This window comes from Streptomyces sp. NPDC101225, assembly GCF_044767585.1.
Taxonomy (GTDB): domain Bacteria; phylum Actinomycetota; class Actinomycetes; order Streptomycetales; family Streptomycetaceae; genus Streptomyces.
Genome location: NZ_JBIWOE010000010.1, coordinates 23345 through 47039, shown reverse-complemented (window position 1 = coordinate 47039; position 23695 = coordinate 23345). Strand labels below are relative to the sequence as shown.

Annotated in this window: 22 protein-coding genes and 1 pseudogene; 9 read left to right on the top strand and 14 right to left on the bottom strand. The window is 72.4% G+C overall.

Annotated features, from left to right (window positions below; all coding sequences use genetic code 11):
* The first annotated feature begins 49 nt into the window (after positions 1–49).
* Positions 50–982: a DMT family transporter gene (locus ACIRPX_RS16750; RefSeq protein WP_404194367.1), complete on the top strand. Its 933-nt coding sequence runs from the start codon at positions 50–52 to the stop codon at positions 980–982.
* A 19-nt stretch (positions 983–1001) separates the two neighbouring features.
* On the opposite strand, the gene ACIRPX_RS16745 is transcribed toward ACIRPX_RS16750, so the two are convergent.
* Positions 1002–2333, bottom strand: coding sequence for an aminotransferase class I/II-fold pyridoxal phosphate-dependent enzyme (locus tag ACIRPX_RS16745; protein WP_404194365.1), 1332 nt, complete (start codon positions 2331–2333; stop codon positions 1002–1004).
* A gap of 77 nt (positions 2334–2410) precedes the next feature.
* Here ACIRPX_RS16745 and ACIRPX_RS16740 point away from each other — a divergent pair, with 77 nt between their 5' ends.
* Both ACIRPX_RS16740 and ACIRPX_RS16735 read left to right on the top strand, forming a co-directional pair.
* Positions 2411–3094, top strand: coding sequence for a pyridoxamine 5'-phosphate oxidase family protein (locus tag ACIRPX_RS16740; RefSeq protein ID WP_404194362.1), 684 nt, complete (start codon positions 2411–2413; stop codon positions 3092–3094).
* Entirely contained in the window at positions 3094–3741 is a 648-nt protein-coding gene (locus tag ACIRPX_RS16735; protein ID WP_404194360.1) for an FMN-binding negative transcriptional regulator, read from the top strand. Before ACIRPX_RS16740 ends, ACIRPX_RS16735 begins: the two co-directional genes overlap by 1 nt.
* 187 nt (positions 3742–3928) lie before the next feature.
* On the opposite strand, the gene ACIRPX_RS16730 is transcribed toward ACIRPX_RS16735, so the two are convergent.
* From ACIRPX_RS16730 to ACIRPX_RS16720, 3 genes and pseudogenes are all read right to left on the bottom strand, one after another.
* On the bottom strand, positions 3929–4882 hold the full coding sequence (locus ACIRPX_RS16730) for a DMT family transporter (protein WP_404194357.1): 954 nt from the start codon (positions 4880–4882) through the stop codon (positions 3929–3931).
* A gap of 175 nt (positions 4883–5057) precedes the next feature.
* Positions 5058–6061, bottom strand: a pseudogene (locus ACIRPX_RS16725) (EamA family transporter).
* Positions 6062–6107: 46 nt separating this feature from the next.
* Positions 6108–6653: a Clp protease N-terminal domain-containing protein gene (locus ACIRPX_RS16720; protein WP_404194354.1), complete on the bottom strand. Its 546-nt coding sequence runs from the start codon at positions 6651–6653 to the stop codon at positions 6108–6110.
* 199 nt (positions 6654–6852) lie between these two features.
* Here ACIRPX_RS16720 and ACIRPX_RS16715 point away from each other — a divergent pair, with 199 nt between their 5' ends.
* Positions 6853–7041 carry a hypothetical protein gene (locus ACIRPX_RS16715; RefSeq protein ID WP_404194352.1) on the top strand — a complete coding sequence of 63 codons (189 nt, stop codon included), beginning with the start codon at positions 6853–6855 and terminating at the stop codon, positions 7039–7041.
* A gap of 106 nt (positions 7042–7147) precedes the next feature.
* Positions 7148–7576, top strand: a complete 429-nt coding sequence (locus tag ACIRPX_RS16710; protein WP_404194350.1) for an SRPBCC family protein — start codon at positions 7148–7150, stop codon at positions 7574–7576.
* Between the two features lie 84 nt (positions 7577–7660).
* On the opposite strand, the gene ACIRPX_RS16705 is transcribed toward ACIRPX_RS16710, so the two are convergent.
* The 3 genes from ACIRPX_RS16705 to ACIRPX_RS16695 all read right to left on the bottom strand — a co-directional run bounded on the left by ACIRPX_RS16705 (position 7661) and on the right by ACIRPX_RS16695 (position 10867).
* Complete coding sequence (locus ACIRPX_RS16705; RefSeq protein WP_404194347.1) at positions 7661–8299, bottom strand: PadR family transcriptional regulator; 639 nt, start codon at positions 8297–8299, stop codon at positions 7661–7663.
* Positions 8300–8444: 145 nt separating this feature from the next.
* The gene (locus ACIRPX_RS16700) at positions 8445–10085 is read right to left on the bottom strand and encodes a thiamine pyrophosphate-binding protein (protein ID WP_404194344.1); all 1641 of its coding nucleotides are present in this window, start codon (positions 10083–10085) and stop codon (positions 8445–8447) included.
* A complete protein-coding gene (locus tag ACIRPX_RS16695) occupies positions 10082–10867 on the bottom strand; it encodes a cyclase family protein (RefSeq protein WP_404194341.1) in 786 nt (261 codons plus the stop codon). The genes ACIRPX_RS16700 and ACIRPX_RS16695 overlap by 4 nt, the downstream gene beginning before the upstream one ends.
* A gap of 153 nt (positions 10868–11020) precedes the next feature.
* Between ACIRPX_RS16695 and ACIRPX_RS16690 the strand changes: the two genes are divergently transcribed.
* Complete coding sequence (locus ACIRPX_RS16690; protein WP_404194339.1) at positions 11021–11830, top strand: PhzF family phenazine biosynthesis protein; 810 nt, start codon at positions 11021–11023, stop codon at positions 11828–11830.
* A gap of 6 nt (positions 11831–11836) precedes the next feature.
* On the opposite strand, the gene ACIRPX_RS16685 is transcribed toward ACIRPX_RS16690, so the two are convergent.
* On the bottom strand, positions 11837–12637 hold the full coding sequence (locus tag ACIRPX_RS16685; protein ID WP_404194336.1) for a CPBP family intramembrane glutamic endopeptidase: 801 nt from the start codon (positions 12635–12637) through the stop codon (positions 11837–11839).
* Positions 12638–12757: 120 nt separating this feature from the next.
* On the opposite strand from ACIRPX_RS16685, the gene ACIRPX_RS16680 reads away from it, so the two are divergent.
* Positions 12758–14521: a substrate-binding and VWA domain-containing protein gene (locus tag ACIRPX_RS16680; protein WP_404194334.1), complete on the top strand. Its 1764-nt coding sequence runs from the start codon at positions 12758–12760 to the stop codon at positions 14519–14521.
* A gap of 28 nt (positions 14522–14549) precedes the next feature.
* On the opposite strand, the gene ACIRPX_RS16675 is transcribed toward ACIRPX_RS16680, so the two are convergent.
* Positions 14550–16067: a glutamate-cysteine ligase family protein gene (locus ACIRPX_RS16675; RefSeq protein WP_404194332.1), complete on the bottom strand. Its 1518-nt coding sequence runs from the start codon at positions 16065–16067 to the stop codon at positions 14550–14552.
* A 560-nt stretch (positions 16068–16627) separates the two neighbouring features.
* Here ACIRPX_RS16675 and ACIRPX_RS16670 point away from each other — a divergent pair.
* Both ACIRPX_RS16670 and ACIRPX_RS16665 read left to right on the top strand, forming a co-directional pair.
* Positions 16628–17212 (top strand): hypothetical protein, encoded by a 585-nt coding sequence (locus ACIRPX_RS16670; protein ID WP_404194329.1) that lies wholly within the window; start codon positions 16628–16630, stop codon positions 17210–17212.
* A 387-nt stretch (positions 17213–17599) separates the two neighbouring features.
* A complete protein-coding gene (locus ACIRPX_RS16665; protein ID WP_108010071.1) occupies positions 17600–17806 on the top strand; it encodes a DUF5999 family protein in 207 nt (68 codons plus the stop codon).
* A 589-nt stretch (positions 17807–18395) separates the two neighbouring features.
* Here ACIRPX_RS16665 and ACIRPX_RS16660 read toward each other — a convergent pair.
* The 5 genes from ACIRPX_RS16660 to ACIRPX_RS16640 form a co-directional block, all read right to left on the bottom strand.
* Positions 18396–19448 carry an endo-1,4-beta-xylanase gene (locus ACIRPX_RS16660; RefSeq protein WP_404194325.1) on the bottom strand — a complete coding sequence of 351 codons (1053 nt, stop codon included), beginning with the start codon at positions 19446–19448 and terminating at the stop codon, positions 18396–18398.
* Between the two features lie 52 nt (positions 19449–19500).
* Positions 19501–20265, bottom strand: coding sequence for a carbohydrate ABC transporter permease (locus ACIRPX_RS16655; protein WP_404194858.1), 765 nt, complete (start codon positions 20263–20265; stop codon positions 19501–19503).
* A gap of 65 nt (positions 20266–20330) precedes the next feature.
* The gene (locus ACIRPX_RS16650) at positions 20331–21329 is read right to left on the bottom strand and encodes a carbohydrate ABC transporter permease (RefSeq protein ID WP_404194322.1); all 999 of its coding nucleotides are present in this window, start codon (positions 21327–21329) and stop codon (positions 20331–20333) included.
* Positions 21330–21338: 9 nt separating this feature from the next.
* Positions 21339–22631: an extracellular solute-binding protein gene (locus ACIRPX_RS16645; RefSeq protein ID WP_404194855.1), complete on the bottom strand. Its 1293-nt coding sequence runs from the start codon at positions 22629–22631 to the stop codon at positions 21339–21341.
* A gap of 420 nt (positions 22632–23051) precedes the next feature.
* Positions 23052–23684, bottom strand: a complete 633-nt coding sequence (locus tag ACIRPX_RS16640) for a potassium-transporting ATPase subunit C (protein ID WP_404194319.1) — start codon at positions 23682–23684, stop codon at positions 23052–23054.
* Between the last annotated feature and the right edge of the window lie 11 nt (positions 23685–23695).

Below are 23695 nucleotides of genomic sequence, written 5' to 3'. Positions count from 1 at the left end.
GCGAGAAGTCTCGATTGTGCTACGAAGTGGTGTGCTGCATCGTGGCGGCATGACCACCGCCACCGCCACCACTCCCCGGACCCCCGTCCCCACTCCAGCCCGCCGCCCCGCCCTGGACTGGCGTCTGCGCTTCGCCGCCCTGTCCCTGATCTGGGGCTTCAGCTTCCTGCTCATCAAGGTCGGCACGGAGGGGTACGCGCCCTTCCAGGTCACCCTGGGACGGCTGGTGTTCGGCACGGCCGTGCTCGCGGCGGCGATGGCGGTCAAGCGGGAGCGCCTGCCGCGGGGCCCGCGGACCTGGGGGCATCTCGCGGTCGCCGCGCTCCTGCTCAACGCACTGCCGTTCTCGCTGTTCGCGTTCTCCGAACTGACGATCCCCTCGACGCTGGCGGGCATCTGCAACGCGACGTCGCCGTTGTGGGGGATGGCACTGTCCGTGGTCGCACTGTCGGAGGACCGGCCCACGCGGGTGCGGGTGGCGGGGCTGGGGATCGGATTCCTCGGCGTGCTGACGGTTCTCGGCGCGTGGGAGGGCTTCAGCGGGCTGGACGCCCGGGGAACGGCGATGGCGCTGCTGGCGTCGTTCAGTTATCCGGTGGGATGGATCTATGTGCGGCGGACGCTCGCGGGGTCCGGGAACTCCCATCTGTCCATGACCGGGGCCCAGTTACTGTTGGCGACAATCCAACTGGCCGTGGTGACACCGTTGTTCACGTCGGTTCCGGCGCACTTCGCCGTGGTGCCGTTGGTTGCCGTCGCCGCGTTGGGGGCGCTGGGCACGGGGGTCGCCGTTCTGCTCCAGTACGGGTTGGTGGCCGAAGTCGGGCCTACGACCGCGCAGATGGTCACGTACTTCATTCCCGTTGTCGCCACGGCGGCGGGGGTTGCGGTTCTCGGGGAGTCGCTGCGGTGGTCGACGCCCGTGGGGGCGGTGGTCGTGCTGGCCGGGGCGGCGCTCACCCAGGCCAGGCGGCGCGCCTGAGGGGATCGCGGCTGGGTGCCTACACATAGGCCCTGGCCGGTGCCGGGCCCAGGGCCCTGGCCGTCGCCTCGGCCAGCGGGGTCGTCTCCTGCGGGGTGAGGGTGGCGACGGTGATCCGGATGCCGGGAGGGGACGCCAGGCGGAAGCGGGCCCCCGGGGCCACCGCCCAGCCGGCGTGCAGGAGGCGGGAGACGGCGGCCGTTTCGTCGGGCACCGGGATCCACACGTTGAGGCCGGAGCGGCCGTGGGCCTCGATGCCACGCCGGGCGAGGGCGTCGACCAGGAGGTCCCGGCGGGTTCGGTAGGCGGTCGCCACCGCCCGCGTGTCGAGGGCCTCGTCCGCCCAGAGGCGGACCACCGCCCGCTGGATGACGCGGCTGACCCAGCCGGGGCCCAGACGGTGGCGGCCCGTGACGCGGTCGACCGTGGTCGTGTCGCCGGTGAGGACGGCGAGCCGCAGGTCGGGGCCGTAGGCCTTGGCGACCGAGCGCACGAAGGCCCAGTGCCGGGTGACGCCGGCCAGGGGGTGTACGGGGAGGTCGACGATGCCGTGACCGTGGTCGTCCTCGATCAAGAGGGTCTGCGGGTGCTCGCGCAGCACGGCGCGCAGGGCACGCGCACGCGTGGCGGTGACGGCGGCGCCCGTCGGGTTCTGGGCGCGGTCCGTGACGATCAGGGCGCGGGCGCCGGCGTCCAGGGCCCGGCGTACGTCCTCGGGGCGCGGGCCCTCGTCGTCCAGTCCCACCGGGGCCGTGCGCAGCCCGAGCGCCGGGACGAGGTCGAGCAGGCTGCCCCAGCCGGGGTCCTCCACGGCGACGGTGTCCCCCGGTTTCAGATGGGCGGCGAGCACGCGCTCGACGGCGTCCAGCGAGCCGGAGGCGACGGTCAGCGGGCCCTCCGGCACCCCGTCGGCGTCCAGAGCGGCACGCGCCCTTCGCGCGAGGTCCGGTTCCACCAGGGCCTCTCCGTAGAGCACCGGCTCGCGGTCCCCCTGTTCGGCCGCCGCCGCGAACGCCTCCGCCAGCGACGGCAGCAGCGCCGGGTCGGGGTTGCCGTTCGCCACGTCACGCGCGCCCTCGGGTACGTCCATGCGGGCGTACTCGCGCCCGGTGGTGGCCGGCATGGAGCGCACCCGGCTGCCCCGGCGTCCGGACGTCTCGATGACCCCGCGCTCACGCAGGATCCGGTACGCGGACGCGACCGTGTTCGGGTTCACGCCCAGCTCGACCGCCAACTCCCGCATGGGCGGAAGCAGTTGGCCCGGCTCCAGCTCTCCGGACCCCACCGCGTGCTCGACGCTCGCCGCGATGTCCGCTGCGCGCCGTCCTTCGATCCGGTATTCTCCTAGCACAAAGCAGAGTATGCACTAGTGCAATACATGGTGCAAGACGAGCAGCCAGTGCCGGACGAACAGCCTTGGAGAGAGCCATGCAGGGGACCGCCCAGCCGACGTCGCAGCCCATCGCCTACACGCCGACCGACCGCACCGTCCCCACGCGTTCCGCGGAGCGGGCGTCGTACGACAGGGAGCTGGTGCACGCGATACTCGACGAGGCCTACGTCTGCCATCTCGGCTTCGTCCGCGACGGCCGGCCGGTGGTGCTGCCCACGCTGTTCGCCCGGGTGGGCGAGCGGCTGTACGTGCACGGCTCGACGGGCTCGCGCCCGCTGCGGATGACCGGCGGGCAGGACCCGGGGCTCGCGGTGTGCCTGACGGTCACCCACGTCGACGCACTGATCCTGGCCCGCTCGGCCTTCCACCACTCGATCAACTACCGGTCCGTGGTGGTCCACGGCACCGCCCATGACGTGACGGACCCCGGGGAGAAGCGGGCCGCCCTGGACGCGCTGGTCGACCACGTCGTGGCGGGCCGGTCGGCCGACTCCCGGCCCGCGAACAAGAAGGAGCTGGCTGCCACCGCCGTGATCCGTCTCGACCTGGACGAGGTCTCCGCCAAGCTCCGCACCGGCGGCGTGGACGACGAGCCGGAGGACCTGGGCCTGCCCCACTGGGCCGGCGTCGTCCCGCTCCGCAAGGGGTACGAACGCCCGCTCCCCGCCGCCGACCTGACGCCTGGCATCGGGCTTCCCGGCTACCTGGCCGCGCGCTGATGCTGATCCATCCCTGGGACGCGCCCCGCGACGACGCCGAGTGGCAGCAGTGGCTCGGCACGCACGACTTCGGGCAGCTCGCCGTCAACGGCCTGCCCGGCGAGCCGCCCTGCGTCCAGCCGCTCCACTTCGCCTACGACGCCGGTCGCGCCGAGGCCGTCACGCACCTCGCACGGCCCAACCCCCTGTGGCCCGCGCTGGAGGCCGATCCGGACGTGCTGCTGAGCGTGGTCGACGACTACGTGTACGTCCCGGGGCCCTGGCAGGCGCCGCCCGGCGCGCCGCCCGAGCACGGCACTCCGACGAGCTTCTACGCCGCGGTCCAACTCCGTTGCACGGCCCATGTCGTGGACGATCCGGCCGAGAAGGCCGAGCTGCTCAACCGTCAGGTCGGCCACTTCCAGCCCGAGGGCGGCTCCGCCCCGGCGGCGGAGGACGAGGCGCCGTTCGGCAGACTCCTTGCGGGCATCCGCGGGCTGCGGCTCGAAGTGGTCGGCGTACGGGCCAAGTTCAAGTACGCCGGCCACAAGCCGCGGGAGGTGCAGGACCATGTGGTCGCGGGCCTCGCGGCGCGCGGCGGCGCCCGGGACGCCGCGGCCCGGGAGCACCAGACCCGCCGACGGGGGATGTGGCCACCCGGGCGGTGAGCGGCACCCGGGCACTGACCCACACCCCGAGACGCGCCACCCCCGGCGCGGCAGGCAGGGACGCCGCACCGGACAAGAGCGCTGCGCCGGACAAGACCGCCACACCAGGCAGGGACGCCGCACCGGGCGAGAGCGCCGCATCGGGCAAGAGCACCGCACCAGGCAGGGCGGGAGCCGGTGGCCGGTGCTACGCCGGTGCCGGTTCCGTCGCCGCTCCACGCGCCGCCCCCCGCGCCTCCGCGAGGGCCAGGCCCGCGACCGAGGCCAGCATCAGCACCGTGCCCGCCAGGGTGGCGGTGGTGAGGTGTTCGCCGAGCAGGACCACGGCGAGCACCGCCGCGGCCACCGGTTCGAGCAGCATGATCACGGACACCGTGGCCGCGCGGACGACGGCCGCACCCGCGAAGTAGAGGCCGTAGGCGAGCGCCGTGGGGACCGCGGCGATGTAGAGCAGCAGCCACAGGGTGCGGGCGGGGTGGTCGGCGTGCGGGACGATCCCCTCGGCCAGGGCGAACGGCAGCAGGCAGAGCCCCGCGACCGCGAACGCCCCCACCGACGTGCTGGACGCGTCCGTCTCGCCGTGCCGGCCCCACCAGCGGATGAGCAGGGTCATCACGCAGTATCCGGCCGCGGCCAGCAGGGCGAACAGCACTCCCGCCGGGCGGACGGTCGCCCCGCCGCCGCCGAGCACCAGGACCGCCAGACCCGCGAGCGCCCCGGCGACGGCGGCCACGCCACCGCGGCCGAGCCGCTCCCCCAGGGTGAGGCGGGCGCCCAGCGCGATGAACACGGGTCCGGCGCCCAGGGTGACGACGGTGCCGACCGCGAGACCGGTGGCGGACACGGCGGCGAAGTAGGCGGTCTGGAAGACGGCGAGCCCCACGCCGGTGGCACCGGCCCGCAGTGCCCGGCGGCGCAGCGGTTCCCGCACGGCGGTCCGGGCGCGCGGCCCCGGCAGCCGGGCGGCGAGCAGCAGGACGAGGCCCGCGGCACAGCGCCAGAAGGAGAGGGCGACGTAGCCCATGTCACTGGCCTGGTAGACCAGGGAGGCGGCGGCGCCCGCGGTGCCCCAGGCGACACCGGCGACGATCAGGAAGAAGAGGCCTCGCCCGACGGGCAGGCCGAGAGCAGCATGCGACACGAATGGTCTCCGCAAGGTGCAGAAGGTCGGAAGGGGACCGGTCGGGGCCGGGTCCCAGGGACGTCTTCTGCGGGCAGCGCCGTTCGGCCCGACACCGTCGGGCGTGGATTCCGGGGGCCCGCCTCAGGCGGCCGGAGGCGGAAGAACGCGTGCGTCCGAATGCATGATCCGCACCTTAGGCCGCGGTTTCGCGGGAGGGCAACGCCGTTTCCGGGCCGCCGCTCGCCACCGGCTCCGGGGAGCCCTTGGCGGGCGCCGACGACTGCGCGATGAACGCGCCGACCAGGACGACGCCACCGCCGACGATCTGCGGCGCCGACAGGTGCTCGCCGAGCAGCACCCAGGCGAGGACCGTCGCGACGACCGCCTCCAGGCAGGCCACGACGCCTGCGACCTGCGGCGACAGCCGTCGTACCGACACCACCCCGGTGACGTAGGCGAGGACGGTGGCGACCAGCACGATCCAGGCGAGCAGGTACGGGGCGGCGACGGGCGTGCCGTTCAGCCGCGCGGTGCCGGTCAGCACGGAGAAGTCCATGGTCCACAGGGGCGGGCCACCGCGGTCAGCACGACGGCGCCGATCAGCAGGCCGTACGCGATGACGCCGAGCGGGTCGGGCGCCTCGTCCCCGGCGTCGCCGCCCTGGTCGGACAGGACGAAGTAGCCGACCTGGCAGCATGCCGCGCCGAGCGCGAGCAGCAGCCCGAGGGCGTCGAAGCTCAGCCCCGACCAGACCTCCACGACACAGGCCAGGCCGCCGGCCGCGAGGACCACGCCGGCCGCCGCGGCGCGCGTCACCGGCCGCCGCTGCACGAACCGGACCCAGCCCAGCACGAGGGCGGGCGCGAGGTACTCGACGAGCAGGGCGACCCCCACGGGGATACGGGAGATCGCGGCGAAGTAGCACGCCTGCACCCCGGCCACGGCGAGCAGCCCGAACCCGGCGAGCAGCGCCGGGCGGCGCAGCAGCAGGGCGCGGTGGCGCACCGCGACGGGCAGCATCACCACGGCGGCGCCCGCCACCCGCAGCCAGACCACGTGGAGCGGGTCGAGTCCCGCCTCGATCAGCGGCTTGGCCGCGACCCCGGACCCGCCGAAGGCGACCGCGGACCCGAGGGCGAGACCGAGGCCCATCCCCTTGCCGCCGCCGCGACGGCTCTCAGACGTATGCACCGGCACATGATGACAGGCGACGACAGGAGCGTCACCCTCGATGACACCTGTCTCAGCGGCTGGACCGGCGCGGCGGTGCCGACCGGTCCTCGATGCCCCCGAGCAGAACCCCGGGATCGATGCCCGCACGGTGGAGCACCTCGACCGCACGCGCCTCGGGGTCGGCGGCGAGGGCCGCCAGCAGGTCGATACCGCGAGCCGGTCCGGCTCCGCGGGCGGCGGCCCGCTCGCAGGCGTGCTCCATGGCGCCCGCGGCCAGCGGCGAGAGACCGTCGGACTCCGCGACGACGGGCACGGCGCCGGAGTCCTCCACGGAGCCCTGCCAGCGCAGTCCGTATCCGATGCTGCGCTGCACGAGGTAGCCGAGCAGCCGGGCGATCCCGGGCCCTTCGCCGAAGACGGCCCGCACCTCCGGGTCGTGCTCCAGGAGCGAGTGCAGCAGGTGGGCGGAGTCGATCTGCCGGTCCCCGTCGCGCACCGCACGGCGGCGGGCGGCGGAGACCACCGCCGCCAGCTCGCCGGTGAGCCTGGCATCGCTGTCCGCGCGAGCTGCCACGACCTGCTCGTCGGCCGACTGACGGGGAATACGGGGTTGCACGTCCCCCACCCCATCAGCCCCGTCGTCCGCGGTCATCCCCGGCGGGAAGCATCTTGGCGTCCCACACAGAGTGGACCCCGGGCGCCGGAATCTCCTCCTTACGGAGGAGATCAGGCCGTTTCGCCCGCAGGGGCGCGCGCCGCCCCGCCGTGCGCGACCCGCGCAACCACGGCACTGCGCCGCACGTCCCAGCAGGTGCATGGAGCGCAGGTACTGGCTGGTGTCCCTGCCGGCCGTCGACGGCAAGCAGTACGTGTACCGGGTGGACGCGCCGGAGGACGCACTGCCCGCCGACCTGTTCTGGGACGCCTGGCACTGCCACGACGAGAGCGCCTTCCCCCGGGCCTGGGACCTCTTCGACGCCGCGGCGATCCGGCACGTGCGCTGAGCGGCGCCGGGCACGCCCACATTTTCTGACGGTTCATCAGTATTGAATGTTCCAGGCCGTGCCGCTACTTTCCGCGACACCGGAGCCCGACAGAAGAGGTGGTCGCATGGCCGAAGTCAGCGCGGAGGCGCGTATCGAGGCACCCGCCGAGAAGGTGTGGGCGCAGCTCACCGACTGGTCCGCCTACGGCGAGTGGAACGCGACCCACACGGGCTTCCCCAAGGGCGGTCCCCAGGCCCTCGAAGTGGGCGGGACCTACGAGGAGAACATGAAGCTGATGGGCTTCCCGGCCGAGGTGGAGTGGACCATCGACGAGCTGGAGCCGGCCCGGGTGTTCGCCACCCGCGGCAAGGGCCCGATGGCGGTGAGCCTGGTCAACCGCTACACGCTGATCCCCGACGGCGACGCCACGACGGTCCGTATCGACAGCGAGTTCACGGGCGCCGCGGTGTCCCTGATGGCGGGCAAGCTCAAGGACTCGGCGACGGCGGCGCTGACCGAGTCGCTGCGGAAGCTGTCCGGGCTGGTGACCTGAGGACGCGGGCACGCGAAGGCGCCCCGTGCTGTTCCACGGGGCGCCTTCGCGCGGCGGGGAGGCCGTCGTCCTCGACGCGGGCGGTCAGTCCTCGTCGGCGAGGATCAGGTACAGCTTCTTGCGGGCTTCGTTGATGACGGTCAGCGCCTTCTCGCGCTGCTCCTTGCTGCCGGTCTTCCAGACCTGGCCGAAGGCCTCCATCAGGCCGAAGCCGGCCTGCCGGATCTCACCGAGCGCCTCGAAGTCGATACCGCGGGAGGCTTCCTCCCACGGCGCGTCCGGGCCCTCGTCGGCCGCCGCGCGGCCCGTGTCGGTGAGGGAGAACAGCTTCTTGCCGCCCTCGCTCGCACTGGTGATCAGGCCCTCGTCCTCCAGCAGCTGGAGGGTCGGGTACACCGAACCGGGGCTGGGCTTCCACGCCCCGCCGCTGCGCTCGGCGATCTCCTGGATCATCTCGTAACCGTGCATGGGCCGGTCCTTCAGCAGGGCCAGGATCGACGCCCTCACGTCACCCCTGCGTGCCCTGCCGCGGGGTCCGCCCCTCCCCCGTGGGCCCCAGGGGCCCGGGCCGAAGCCGGGACCGCCGAAACCGAAGCCGGGGCCGTGGCCGCCGCCGGGGCCGCCCGGCCCGAAGGGGCCGAAGGCGCCGCGCCGGTCCTCGAAACCACCCCGCCCGCGAGGGCCGGGTCCACCGTGTCCACGTTCGAATCCATGGGAACGCATGGCGATCACTTCCATTCCATCGTTGATCTGTCGCGATGCGTCAACGATATATCGGAATACTTCGCAGAACAAGACCTGGCGGAAAAACGACAGCGGAAGGGCCCGGCCCCAGGTCAGGGCCGGGCCCGTGCGGCGCCAGGCGGCCTCAGTGGCCTCGGAACGCCTCCTCCAGCCACCAGGAGCCGTGCTCGCGGGTCACCTTGGCGTCGATCAGCAGCGGCGCCGAACGCGGACCGGCCACCCAGTCCCGTACGGCCTTGAGGTCGGCCGGGGTGCGGACGGTCACGGCCTCGAAGCCGTAGCCGCGGGCGACGGCGGCGACGTCCGTCTCCGGGAAGGTGACGGTGCCCAGCGGGAACCCGTCGGGTCCGAAGTGGTGGACCTCCGCCCCGTAGGCCTCGTCGTTGTAGACGACCACCACCATCGGCAGGCCGAGCCGGCGCACGGTGTCGAGCTCGACGGCGCTCATCAGCGCACCGCCGTCGCCGAGAGCGGCCACGGGCAGGCGGTCCGGCTGCGCGAGGGCCGCGCCGATCGTGGTGGCGAGGCCCAGGCCGATCGACTGGAACGCCTGGGTGAAGCAGAACCCGTTGTGGTCCGGCACCGAGAGGTACGCGCTCGGGTGGCCCATGAAGTTGCCCGAGTCGACGCCGACCACCCGCTCGGCGGGCAGGATGTCGTCGAGCCCGATGCTGAGCGTCCTCGGGTCGATGCGCTCACGGGTGCCCTCGTCCTCGTACGGAACGTCGCGCCACCGGCCCCGCGCGGCGAGCGCCGCGGCGGTCTCCGGGGTCCGGTACCCCTCGCGGGGCTCGCCCTCCGCCTCCAGGACCAGCCGTGCCGTGCGTTCCACGTCGCCGGTGACACCGAGGCCGATCTCCCGGTGCGCGCCCAGTGCCTCCGGGTCGTCGTCGACCTGGACCACGGTCGCCCCGGGGCCGACGAGACGGCCGTGCCGCATGGTCCACATGTTCAGGGCACAGCCCCAGCCGACGATCAGATCGGCGTCCTGGACGAGTTCGGCCACCAGCGGCGGGGCGAAGCCGCCGGACACGTCGAGCGAGAAGGGGTCGCCGTGGAAGAGGCCGCGGGCGACGGCGGAGGTGGCGAGCAGGGCTCCGTGCCGGGCCGCGAGCGCGGCGAGGGCGTCGCGGCCGCCCGGGGTGCGGGCGCCGCGGCCGGCCACGAACACCGGACGCCGGGACGCTTCGAGCGCCCGCGCCAGCCGCGCCACCGCCGTGCGGGACGGCTCGACCGGCTCCCGTTCGGGCATGCGCACGCCGGCGACGGAGACACCCTCGGGCAGGTCGAGGGCCTGTACCTCCAGCGGCAGGTTGAGCAGGACGGTGCGGCGTTCGTGCCGGGCCCGGCGCAGGGCGGCGAGGGCCTGGTCGACCGCGTCGTGCGCGGTCGTCAGGCGCGCGCTGACGGCCCCGACGGCGTGCACCGCCAGCGCCTGGTCGATACGGAAGTTGGAGTGCTGCGCGGTCGCCTCGGCGGCGAGCACGAGCAGGGGTGTACGGCTCTTGGCCGCCTCGGTGATGCCGGTGAGGGCGTTGGTCAGACCGGGGCCCTGGTGGACGCTGAGCGCGGCCGGTGCCCCGCTCGTGCGGGCGTAGGCGTCCGCCATGGTCGCCGCACCGCCCTCGTGGCGGGCGGCGACGAACCGGGCGCCCGCGGCCACCATGGCGTTGGTGACATGGAAGTTGCCGGAGCCGACCACGCCGAAGACGTGGCCGATCCCGGACGCGGCCAGGGCCCGCCCGACGGCTTCGGCGACCTTCACGACCGCTCCACCAGGGCGAGGACGCGGGCGGGGGCGCCGGAGCCCGAGACGATGGGCAGCGGTCCCGCCACGACCAGGGCGCCGGTCGGCGGCAGGTCCCCCAGGTTCTGCAGCTGGGTGAGGCCGTACTTGCCGCTGCCGAGCAGGTACGAGTGGCAGGGGAAGGCCGGTTCGAAGGAGTGCGCCCGCCCCGCGTCGGTGCCGACCGTCTCCACGCCCAGCCCGACCACGGGCGCCTCCTCGGCGACCCAGCGGGCGCACTCCGGCGACAGGCCGGGGGTGTGCGGGCCGTTCTGGTCGGCGTTCAGGAACTCCTCCTGCGACCGGGAGCGGGCGTCCCAGCCGGTGCGCAGCAGCAGCCAGCCGCCTTCGGGCAGGGCCCCGTGGTCGGCCTCCCAGGCCTTGATGTGGTCGACCTCGACCAGGAAGTCGGGGTCCTTCGCGGCCGCCGCGGAGAAGTCCAGCACGGCCGCCGGCGCGATCAGCCTGTCCACCGGCACGGATGCCACGTCGCCGAGGTCCTTGCCGGTGACCCAGTGCACCGGCGCGTCGAAGTGGGTCCCGGTGTGCTCACCGCTGCGGAAGTTGTTCCAGTACCAGGCCGGCCCCCGGTCGTCGTACCGGCTGATCTCCTCCAGCTCGAAGGTCTGCGTCTGCCCGAACGGGGGCGGCAGCTGGATCACCGGCGTCGACGACGACAGCGGCGACGTCAGGTCGACGACTTCGATCGACCCTCCCCGCAACCCGGACAGCAGAGCGGTGAGCACGGACGGCTGGGACATGACGGCCTCCTGGGGCGGGGCTGAACTGTCAGCGCCTTTCTGTACAGCCTGTCAGCCGGTGGGCGCCCGCGCCGAGACCGCTGCCGGCGAAATCGGTCCAGCGACCGGGAATTGGCCTTGGTGCACGGGGCCACCTCGTCCTAGCGTCGAGACATGCGGATTCGGGTTGTCGACGCCTTCACCGATCGCCCCTTCGGGGGAAACCCCGCCGGCGTGCTCCTGCTCGACGAGTTCCCCGGCGACGAGCGGCTGCAGCGGATCGCCCTGGAGGTGAATCACGCCGAGACGGCGTTCGCGCACCGGCTGCCGGAGGGCGGCGAGGCGGACTGGGCGCTGCGGTGGTTCACGCCGGTGGCCGAGGTGCGGATGTGCGGTCACGCCACGCTGGCGACGGCGCACGTCCTGCGGAGCAGCGGCGCGCACGAGGGGCCGGTGCGGTTCGCCACCCGCAGCGGAGTGCTCGTGGCGACACCCCGGGACGACGGCTCGATCACGCTGGACTTCCCGACCGCGCCGCTCACCGAGGTCGGGGTCCCGGCCGGGGTCGCCGAGGCGCTGGGCGCCGAGCCGCGCCGCGCCGTCGACACCGGGCCCGACGTCGGCGACCTGGTCGTGGAGCTGGCCGACGAGAAGGCGGTCCGTGCGCTCGCCCCCGACCACCGGGCGCTCGGCGCCTTCTCCGCGCGCGGCATCATCGCCACCGCCCGCGCCGAGGACCCGTCCCGGGGCTACGACTTCGTCTCCCGCTGCTTCTTCCCGAACGTCGGCATCGACGAGGACCCGGTCACCGGCAGCGCCCACACGGCCCTCGCCCCGTTCTGGTCGCCGCGCCTGGGCAGCGCCGTCCTGACCGGCCTGCAGGCGTCGCTCCGCTCCGGACTGGTCCGTACCGAGCTGCGGGGCGAGCGCACGCTGCTGAGCGGCCGCGCGGTCACCACGATCGAGGGCGAGCTGCTGGTCTAGGGGGTGTCAGGCCGTCGGCAGCCAGCCCACCTTGCCGGCCAGCAGCGCGTACCCCACGAACGCCCCGATGTCGAGCAGGGAATGCGCCACCACCAGGGGGCCCACCCGCCCCCACCGGCGGTACAGGAACACGAACACCACGCCCATCACCATGTTGCCGAGGAACCCGCCGACGCCCTGGTAGAGGTGGTAGCTGCCGCGCAGTACGGAACTGGCCATCAGGGCGGACCCCGGCGTCCAGCCCAACTGCCCCAGCCGGCGCAGCAGATATCCCACCACGACGACCTCTTCGAGGATCGCGTTCTGCATCGCCGAGAGCACCAGCACCGGGTACTTCCACCACACGTCGGGCAGCGCCTCCGGCACCACCGTGAGGTTGAAGCCCAGCCCGCGCGCGGCCAGGTAGAAGGCGATTCCGGTGCTGCCGATGACCGCCGCGACGCCGGCACCGCGGCCGAGGTCCGGCCAGGGCCGGGTGCGGTCGAACCCGATCGTGCGCATGCTCCGGCCCTCGCGCATAAGCAGATGCGCGACGAGGGCGACGGGCACCAGCGCCGACGCGATCCCGAACAGCTGCCAGGCGAGATCGAGCCATGGACGCCCCGGGGCCGCGGACGCGTTGAGGGTCGCCGCCTGATCCTTGAGCCCTCCCGGTTTCGTGACCGACCCGACAAAACTGATCAGGGCGGACACACCGCTCGCACCGAGCGAAAGCCCCAGAACGAGCAGCGTCTCGTCGCGGAGAATCCGCCGCGAGGGCCGTTCCGGCGGCACGGAATCGGCCACCGGCTCCGCCTCTGCCTGCACACCTGCCTCCAGTTGGGTAATCCCGCCCCATGCCCGTCGTCGCGCCGCTAGTGTCTCGAAAGCACTGACGAAGGCCGTGCGCACCGGACTGTCGGGGGGACAGGGAGGGGCACCACCGTCATGGGACGTCACAGCTTGCCCGATCAGTATGGGGCGGGCCGCAGCGACCCCCGCGTACGTGCGCGCCGCCGTTCGGTGGCCGTCGCCACGGCGCTCGTCCTCACCGTGGCCGGCGGCACGGCGGCCGCCGCGAGAAGCGGGCTGCTGTCGTTCGGCCCCTCGTGCCGCGACGATCCGCTGCGCCTGACGCTCGCCGCCTCGCCGGACATCGCCCCGGCCCTCACGGACGCGGCACGGCAGGCCCGCTCCGACGAGATCACCTCCGACGGCCGCTGCCTCGCCGTCACCGTGACGGCACGCGACTCCTACAAGGTCGCGGACACGCTCGCCGCGGGCCGCGGGACCGGTGCGCAGCTGTGGGTGCCGGACTCGGACGTGTGGGTCGACCGGATCACCGCCAACAACAGCGCGGTCGAGGCCACCCCGGCGGGGACCGTCGCCTCGACGCCGATCGGTGTCGCCGTGGTGCCGCAGGCCGCGAAGTCGCTGGGCTGGCCGCGGAGGACGTACACCTGGACCGAGCTGGCCGACGCCGCGCTGCGGGGCGGCTCGGTCAGGCTGGGCGCGGCCGACCCCGCGCGCAGCGCCACCGGGCTGCTCGCCCTCACGCAGCTCGGCGCGGCGGCCGCCGGGACCAAGGACGGCGACGTCCGGGCCGTGGCCATGATGAAGGCGCTGTCGCAGCGCACCTCGGACACCGACGGCCAGGTCGTGGAGACGCTCCCCCGCGACGCCTCGGGCGCCGAGCTGGGCAATCCGAGGCGGAACCAGGCCGTGGTGCTGTCGGAGCAGGCGGCGTACGCCTACAACTCCTCGGCCGACGGCGGCACCGGCCTCGACATGTTCTACCCGAAGGACGGCTCGCCCCGGCTCGACTACCCGTACACGATGGTCGGCGAGCTCAGCACCGACCAGAGCCGGGCCGCGCTGCGGTTCATGAACTACCTGCGGCAGCCCGCGCAGCTCCGGCTCCTGCGCAAGCACGGCTTCCGCGCCGCCGAGGACGAGACGCCGGCGGCGGTGGTCGCCAAGGCCGGCGGCAGCAGCCCGCAGCCGTACGCGGACGACCCTCCGAAGCCGGCCCCGGTCGTCGCCCTCCAGGAGACCCTCGGCATGTGGACGATCACCGTGCAGAGCGCGCGGATCACCACGGTCGTGGACGCCTCCTCGTCCATGGCGGAACCGGTGCCGGGGACCGGCCAGTCACGCATGGACGTCACCCGGGGCTCGCTGCTGCAGGCCCTCGCCACGTTCACGCCCGAGGACGAGATCGGCCTGTGGGAGTTCTCCAGGAAGCTGGACGGCGACAAGGACTACCGTGTCCTCGTGCCGACCGAGCGGCTCGGCGACCACGAGGGCGACGGCACCCAGCGCGACCGGCTCTCGGCGGCGTTCGGCCGTCTCAAGCCGCTGCCGGACGGCGCCACCGGGCTCTACGACACCACGCTCGCGGCGTACCGGGCCGCGACCTCGTCCTACGCCGGCGGGAAGTTCAACGCGCTGGTCGTGCTGACCGACGGCGTCAACCAGGACCCGGGCAGCATCTCCCGCGCCGAGCTCGTCGGCAGGCTGCAGAAGCTCGCCGACCCCGAGCGGCCGGTGCCGCTCATCATGATCGCCGTGGGCCCGGACGCCGACCGGACGGAGGCTCAGGAGATCGCCGGGGCCACCGGCGGTTCGGGCCAGTCGGTGAGCAGCCCCTCGCAGATCCAGTCGGTGATCCTCAAGGCGATCGTGGCGGCGGGCTCGCAGGGCGACGGCTGACGCGGCCCTGCCCCGGGCCCGCCGTCCCTCACCCCGTCGGCACCGGCTCCGGCAGCCCCACCGGCCAGGTGTGCACCGGGTCCCCCACGTGCATCAGCTGGCTGTACCGGCGCGTCGTCGCGGCCAGCGCGGCATCGCGCGACAGCCCCGACTCCAGGGCCCGGTGGAAGGTCGCCGCCTGCCAGGAGGCGCCGTTGGCCCGGCGCCGGCAGCGCTCCTCGACGACCCCGAGGTACAGATCCCGGTCGGCGGGCTCGACGCCCCACGCGTCCAGGCCCGTCGCGGCGAGCGGCAGGAGTTCGTCGCGTACCAGGCTGACCGCGTCGACCTGGGCGAGGCCGCCGTACCGGCCGCGCCGCGGCCACTCCAGGCGGGCGTCGATCCCGTCCTTGCACGCGGCGTCGAAGTTGGCCGCCGCCGCCTCGAAGGGCAGCCGCGTCCACACGGGCCGGGACTCCTCGGCGAGGGCGCGCACGAGGCCGTAGTAGAAGGCGGCGTTGGCGATGACGTCGGTGATGGTGGGGCCGGCGGGCAGCACGCGGTTCTCCACCCGCAGGTGCGGGACGCCGTCGGCGATGCCGTAGACAGGGCGGTTCCAGCGGTACACCGTGCCGTTGTGCAGGACGAGTTCGTGGAGCTTCGGCACGCCTCCCGCGTCCAGGACCTCCAGCGGGTCCTCCTCGTCGCAGATCGGCAGCAGGGCCGGGAAGAAGCGCAGGTTCTCCGCGAAGAGGTCGTGGGCCGAGGAGATCCACCGTTCGCCGAACCAGGTGCGCGGGCGCACCCCCTGGGCCTGGAGTTCGGGCGGGCGGGTGTCGGTGGACTGCTGGAACAGCGGCGGCCTGGACTCGCGCCACAGTTCACGCCCGAACAGGAAGGGCGAGTTGGCGCCGACGGCGATCTGGGCGGCGGCGACGGCCTGCGCGGCGTTCCAGACGTCGGCGAAGCGGTCCGGCGTGACCTGGAGGTGCAGCTGCACCGAAGTGCACGCGGCTTCCGGCGCTATGGACTTCGAGGTGCAGGTGAGGCGTTCCACGCCGTCGATGTCGAGGACGAAGTCCTCGCCGCGCGCCGCGACGATCTGCTCGTTGAGAAGGGCGTAGCGGTCGACGGCGGAGAGATTGGACGAGATCAGATCGTCCCGGTCGAGGGTCGGCAGAATGCCGATCATCATGATTCCCGCGTCGACCTCTCCCGCTTTTCGGTCGGCATATGCCAGCGACGTCCTCAGTTCCTCCGCGAGCCGGTCGAATACCCTCCCGCCCAATCGATGGGGGGCTATGTTGACTTCCAGATTGAACATGGCGAGTTCTGTTTGGAAATCACGGCTCGCGATCCGTTCCAGGACCTGAGCATTGAGCATTTTCGGCATGCCGTCGCCGCCGGTCAGATTCAGCTCGATCTCCAACCCCATGAGGTTCTGCGGACGGTCGAACCGCTTCTGGGCCAGGAGCCGCTCCAGCCCCGTCAGGCACCTGCGGAGCTTGTCGCGGTAGAGCTGCCGATCGGACAGGTCGAACCGCCCTGCCACGACCTTCTCCCCCATCGAAGCGTCCCTCCTCGGATGCGCGGCCCAAGATCCCGGCCGCCGGTGTCGGGGTCACGTGCAATGATGCCCAGCCTCGGCGATCGATAACGTCCCCGCGCGCGCCCGGCGAGCGCTACCCTGAGGGACGTGACCGGGGGCACATTCGCCAGGCATGAACATGCCGTGGTTTCCGGGCCATCGCGAACTCGTGAAAAACGCCGACGAGAATTGGCCGACCCCTCTCAGGCTGTTGACCGAGGTCATCGCCGCACGGTCGGAACGGAATCGGGAGGATCCCCGCGAATCGCCGACCGCATACAGCCTTGCCGGGGGGACCGGAAACGACTAGCCGAAACATTGTGTGAACACCGGTCGTATAAACTCCGCGAACAAGACAGAGTGTCGGGCGCCAACGGTCATGGAACCTGCCGTCGAGTACGTGCGGCAGGCCTCACCCACGTTCTCCGTTCCCGGGCCCGGCCACCCGGCCCTCTGGCCCCGTGAGCAGACAGCGCCGTCCGCCCCCGCCCCGCCCCGCCCTCGCGCCACCGTGCCTGTCGAATGAGAGGCGACCCACCATGCCGCTGCATCTCCCCCCGGCTCCCGCGCCTGCCCTACGCACCGTTCTCACCGCGCTCGGTTCCCCCACCGCGGTACGCGAGGCCCGAACGCCCTCACTGCTCCACGCCCAGGCCCCGGCCACGCCCGAACTGCCGCTGCCCGTACACGTACTGGACCGGTTGACCCCCGCGGGCGCGACCGCCACCCGGCTGGCCGGGTGGCGCTTCCTGATCCGCTGCGGGGAACGCTCGGTGGCCGCGGCGGACACCATGCTGACGCCGGACGGCTGGGCGTTCTCGCGCTTCTTCGAGGGCCCCTACATCACCTCCACCGAGCGCGCCCTGCGCCAGGCGGAGTCGATGCCGCAGCCGTACCAGCCGCGCCTGCTCTCGGTGCCCGGCCTCTACATGCTCACGCTGTGGCTGCACGGGGACTGCACCGCGGACGGCGCCGCCGGCCGCCCCGCCGCCACGGACCTGCTCGTGCCGCTGGCGCCGGCCCCGCCCGGCATCGCGGCCCACCGCCCGCACCGCGTCGCCGAACTGCTCCCGGTGCTGACCCATCGGGTGACTCCCGCCCCGCTGCTGGGCTCGCCCGCCTGATCACGACCCGCACGGGCACCTGCCGTACCCCGCCCCGGAATGCCGGACGGCGGGGTACGCCGTTTCCCCCTCCGGCGGTGTGCTCGTACGAGCTTTCGCACGCTCGTACGAGCCGAAAAGGCTCTCTGACCAGGACGGACTAGCCCCATCCGGCCAGCGAGAACCACCCGAAGTGACAGTGCAGTTGGACTGAACCGTCCGCGCGGGTGATGCGTCCTGAACCTGTGAGAAGCCGTGCGGTCAAATCCCTGCGGAACGACGCCCGTGGGGCAACACTGGGACTGGACCGCATCATCGCCACGGGGGGCGGCCATGAACGGGGCATCAAGCCGCGGAACAGACAAGACAGCCATCTCACACATCACGACAGAGCGAAAGATCCCATCAATGTGCCAGCACCAGCCACCGTGTCCGACAGCCGACTCCGCCGACCGGGAATCCGCCCGACTCGTGGCGCACCACCCGGAGCAGGGCTGGAGCCTGCTGTGCAACGGCGTTCTGCTCTTCGAGGACACCGGTGAGCTCCTGCCGGACGGCCAGATCATCGCCCCGCACCGCCCGCCGGGCGCCAGCCAGGTGATGACGGCCGCCTGAGTGCGGACGGGCGGTGCGCCTCGCCGCCCGGAGATCCGAGGGGCCGGTCGCGGAGACATGCTGCGAGCCGGCCCCGACGCGTGTCCGGCGTCGATCACTCCGTGTAGTCCCCCGTGCCCGTCGCGGTCATCGCCGCCCCTCGCGCGTGCTCACCCTTCCGACCGCGGGTCCCGGACGCCCCTTCGGATCACGGAGACCGCCCGGCGGGCGGGGGTGCCGCCGCCGGCCGTGTCCCGGGTGGCCGACGTCCGTCGCGACGTCCCACCGACCGCCCGTGCCGGGATCGAGGACCCGCCGCCCCGGCACGGCCACCGTCGGCGGGCCGCCGCTCAGGCCCCCGCGAGGCCCTGCTCGACCTGGCCTCCGACGGCCTCGGCAGCCCTCGTCACCGCCCGCCGGCTGCGACGGCCCGACGGGGTCCGCCGACCGGCCCCTCCGCTCACCACCCCGCGCCGGCCGCTCGCGGACCCGGGCGAGCCGGCCGCGCGGTCGCTCGGGCACCCCCGGCACCCTGACCGGAGGTGCCCGGACCCCGGCGGTGCTCCCCACTGCACCCCCGGGGCGTTCCGGAAATCCGCGGCGTGCTCCGCTACACGCCTGCGAGTGCCTGGCGGATCGCGAAGTACGCGGGCTTCGGCATGAGCTGCTCGTCCCATGGCAGGGCCGCGCCCTCCCCGGGGAAGAACCCCGGGATCCACGAGTACTTGTCGGTGTAGTCCCACACCGTGATGCCCACGCACCGCCGTACCGCGAGACACGCCTTGGTCAGGTCCCCGTACCACTGGGCCTGCGTGGCCAGCTTCGCCTCGTCCGCGGGCAGGAGCATGCGCACGTCGACCTCGGTGAGCGCGGTGTCGAAGCCGAGGTTCGAGAAGCGGCGGAGGTTGTCCTGCAGGGTGGCGGGATAGCCGTACTGCAGGGCGAGATGGGCCTGCAGGCCGATGCCGTCGAGCGGGACGTGCGCAGCCTTGAGGTCCCGGGCCAGCCGGTAGTAGGCGTCGGACTTCGGGCCGACGGCTTCGATGTTGTAGTCGTTGAGGTACAGCTTGGCGTGCGGGTCGGCCTGGTGGGCCCAGCGCAGGGCGTCGGCGATGTAGCCGGGGCCGAGCGTCTTGTACCAGAGGGTCTCGCGGTAGGTGCCGTCCTCGTTGAAGGCCTCGTTGACGACGTCCCACGAGTAGACCTTGCCGCGGTAGTGCCGTACCTCGGTCCGGATGTGGTTCTTCAGGACCGCCCGCAGCTCGTGGGCGGTCCACTCGCGGCTCGTGAGCCAGTCCGGCAGCTGGCTGTGCCAGACGAGGGTGTGGGCGCGCACCCGCTGATGGTTGCTGCGGGCGAGGTGCACGATCTCGTCGCCGTTGCTCCAGTCGAAGACGCCCTGCCGGGGCTCGGTGGCGTACCACTTCATGCCGTTGCCGGGCGTGATCATGTCGAACTCGCGGCCGAGCAGCGCGGTGTAGGCGGTGTCGGTGAGTTCGGGATTGTCGGTGGCGCTGCCGAAGTAGCGTCCGTGGCGCTGGGCCAGCTCCGCGAGCGTCGGCTCCTTCGGGCTCGCCTGGACGGCGGGAGCGCTCGCGAGGCCGGCCGCCACCACGGTGGCGGCGAGCACGCCGGCGAGTCTGAGACGGGTGGTCGTGCGCATGGTGCGACTCCTCACGGTAAGGGGTGCGGCGTCGTACGGCCGCCGGCGGACGTCATCCCTTGGTCGCGCCGGCGGTGAGGCCGCCGACGAGCTGGCGCTCGGCGACCGAGTAGAAGGCGAGGGCGGGGACCATCGCGAGCACGAGATAGGCGAAGACCCGGGCGTAGTCCGCCGAGTACTGGCCCTGGAACTGCTGCACGCCGATCGGGAGCGTCCACCACTTGGCATCGGTGAACACCAGCAGCGGCAGGAAGAAGTTGTTCCAGCTGGTGACCACCGCCAGCACGGAGACCGTGCCGAGCGCGGGCCGCGCCATGGGCAGCAGCACCCGCCAGAAGAACCCGAACGCGGTGCAGCCGTCGAGCGTGGCCGCCTCCTCCAGCTCGCCGGGGATCTGCCGGAAGAACCCGCGCAGGATGATGATGGTCATCGGCAGCCCGAAGGCGGCCTGCGGAAGGATCACGCCCAGCGGGTTGTCCAGCAGCCCCAGGGAGCGCAGCAGCAGGAACAGCGGCAGGGCGGCCACCGCGAAGGGGAACATCAGGCCCATCGTGAAGAAGGTGAACAGCATCTCCCGCCCGCGGAAGGCGAAGCGCGCGAAGGAGAAGGCCGCGAGCGCGGAGACGGCGACCACGAGCACGGTCGTCGCCACGGCGACCAGCGTGCTGTTGCCCAGCAGCCGCCAGAAGTCGCCGGAGCCGAGGATGCCGGTGTAGTTGCCGCTGAGCCAGTGCTCCGGCAGCCCGAAGGGGTTGCGGGAGAGCTCGTCGGTCGACTTGAAGCCGGACAGCGTGGCGTACAGCAGGGGTACGAGCATCACCGCGCCGACGGCGACGAGGACGAGGTGCAGCGGCAGGGACCGTACGGCAGTGGGTTTCCTGGTCACTTGGCGTTCCCCCGCATCGTCGTGGTGGCCCCTTCGAGATCGCGGCGGAGCACGAACCGCTGGTAGGCGAGGGCGAAGACGAGGCAGATGCCGAACATGACCACGCTGATCGCGCTGGCGTAGCCGACCTGGTAGCGCTTGAAGCCGAACTGGAACATGGTCACGGCCATCGTCTCCGAGTGGTGGTCGGGCCCGCCCTGGGTGATCACCCACACCAGGTCGAAGAGCTGGATCGACCCGATCACCGAGAGGAAGACGCTGATGCGCAGGGTGGGCGCGAGCAGCGGCAGGGTGACGTTGCGGAAGCGCTGCCAGGGGCCCGCTCCGTCGATCAGCGCGGCCTCGTTCAACTCGGCCGGGACGGACTGGAGTCCGGCCAGGTAGAGCATCATGTGGAAGCCGAAGTACTTCCAGGTCATGACGAGGAAGAGGGTCGCCATGACCCAGGAGGGGTCGGCGAACCACTCGCCGCCGAGCCCGTCCAGGCCGACGGCGCCGAGGAGGTGGTCGGCCAGCCCGTCGCCCGGGGCGAAGACCATGCTGAACAGCACACCGGTGATGGCCTCGGACAGGACGTACGGGGCGAAGAACAGCATGCGGTAGACGGCCCGGCCGCGCAGCCGCTGGTTGAGGGCGACGGCCATGGCGAGCGCGAACGGCAGCTGCAGGGCCAGCGAGAGCAGCACCAGCAGCAGGCAGCGCCACAGGTCGCCGAGGAAGACGTCGTCCTGGAAGAGGCGGGTGAAGTTGTCGCCGCCGATGTAGTCGGAGGGCATGCCGAAGCCGCCCCAGCGGAAGAAGGCCGCGTACAGCGCGAACAGCATCGGCAGCAGCACCAGCCCGATGAACAGCACCAGCGCGGGCACCTGGAAGCCCACCGCGGTCAGCCAGTTCACAAGGCGCCGGCGCGCCCGTCCCCGGGCCGACGTGGCGGCCGGGGACGGGACGGCGACGTCGGGACCCGTCCGCTTGTCCGGAAGGTAGGTCGAGGTCATCGCCGTTGACTACGCTTCCTTCGCGGTCTTCGTGATCGACTGCGTGACCTGCTCGGGCGACTTGGACCCGGCGATGAGCGCGGCGACGCTGTCGTTGACCTCCTGGCCGACCGCGGGGTCGTAGGCCTGGTCGAGGTAGAGCTGGAAACCGGTGGCGCCCTTCAGCTGGGCCTGCACGGCCTTGGTGTTGGGGTCGGACAGCGCCTTCTCGGCGCCGGGGACCACCGGGAGGGTGTTGGTCTTCTTGACCAGCTCCAGATCCGTGGCCTCGGAGGCGAAGAACTTCAGGAAGTCGACGGCCGCCTGCGGGGCGCCCTTGCGCAGGGCGTGCCCGCCGCCACCGCCGAACACCTCGGTGATGGCGCCCTGGCCGCCCTCGACCGCCGGGAAGGGGAAGAAGCCGAGGTCGGAGCCGAGGCCCTTGCCCGAGTCGGCCTCGACGACCGGCGCCCACTGGCCCATGAGCTCCATGGCCGCCTTGCCGTTGCCCACGGTGGCGGCCTGCCCGGTGGGCGTCGAGTACGCGGCCCCGAGGAACCCCTTCTGGAACGGCTGGAGTTTGACGAGGTCTTCCAGGTGCTGTCCGGCCTGGACCAGACCCGGGGCGGTGAAGTCCTTGTTGTCGTTGGCCTTGGCGAGTTCCTCGATGCCGGCCGTGCGCATGGCGAGGTAGGCCCAGTAGTACATGCCCGGCCACTTCTCCTTGCCGGCCAGGGCGATGGGCGTGATGTTCTTCGCCTTCAGCTTCTTCACGGCGTCGAGGTAGCCGCTCCAGGTGGTGGGCGGCTCGCTGATGCCTGCCTGCTTGAAGAGGGCCTTGTTGTACCAGAAGCCGATCATGCCGATGTCGAACGGGATGCCGTACGTCTTGTCGTCGATGAGGTACGGCTGCTTCGCGACCGACAGCATGCCGTCGACCCACGGCTTGGTCCGGTCGGTCAGGTCCTCGACGAGCCCCGCGTCCACCTGCTGCTTGAGCACACCCCCGCCCCAGGTGTGGAAGATGTCCGGCAGTTTCCCGGAGGCGGTCAGCGCCGTCATCTTCGACTTGTAGGCGTCGTTCTCGAGCTGGGTGATCTTCAGCTTCACCTTGGGGTTCTGCGCCTCGAACTTCTTGGCGAGGGCGGCCCAGACGGTCTTCGTGGGTTCGGTGGTGGAGATGTTCCACCACTCGATCGTGGTCGTCCCGTCCGACGACCCTCCGTCCGAGTCGCCGCCGCAGCCGCTCAGTGCCGTCATGCCCAGGCCGGCCGCGGCGGAGGCCGCCAGAAAGCCGCGGCGGGACAGTGCCCGGTCGCCCATCATGCGCTCCTAGGGGTAGGGACGGCGCGTCCACGACCGCCCCGGTGAGACCGAAAGTTTCGGAGAAGATCCAGAAAGATGCGTTGTTGCCGCACCCTAGAGACAGCTCCTAAACGGTGGCAACCCCCTGTGCACGGTGAATCTGGCGCGGGCCGGACAGCGGTTCACCCCGACCCGACAGAAGCCGAGTCGGGGTGAGCACCTCCGAGGACGGTTCACCGGGACCGGTCTTCGTAATGTTCGCCGAACGATTCGAATGTTTCGGCGCCGTCTGCAATGTCCGGGCTCGATGTGTACGTCACAGCCGCGGGTACTCTCCCGGGGACGCGCACCGCACCGGGAACCCGGCCCGGCCCGCGTGCCCGGCAGCCTCTCCGGGCCGAACGCCCTTCCGCCCGGCGCCGGGTCCCGGTGCGGCCATCAGCCCTTGGCCAGCAGTGCCTGGAGCGCGATGTCGAGTTCCAGGACGTTGACCCGGGGATCGCCGACGAAGCCGAGGGTGCGGCCCTCGGTGTGGTCCTCGACGAGCCGCTCCACCCGGGCGACGGGCAGGCCGTTGCGCTCGGCGACCCGGTGCACCTGGATCTCGGCGTACCGGGGGGAGATGTCCGGGTCGAGCCCGGAGCCCGAGGACGTGACCGCGTCGGCCGGGACCTGGGACGGACTGACCGCGTAGCCCGGCACCGAGTTGTCCTCGGCCACCTTCGCCCGGGCCTTCCGCACCGCCGTGACGAGGTCGGGGCTGTCGGCCGCGAGGTTCGTGGCACCGGAGAGGATCAGCCTGTACCGGGTGTTGAGCGAGTTCTCACCGAGACCGTCCGCCGGACGCGGCTGGAAGTACCGCAGGCTGTAGCCCTGCTGGCCGATCAGCGAGGAGCCCGCGACCTTGCCGGCCGCCTTGATCTCGGAGCCGTTCGCCCTGCCGCTGAACAGCCCCTGGGCGACACCGGTGATCACCAGCGGGTAGACGACACCCGTCACCAGCGTCAGCACCAGCAGGGCCCGCAGGCCCGCCCCGAGCAACCGGGCGGTGTTCGTCACGGAGTTGTTCATGCCGGTCAGCA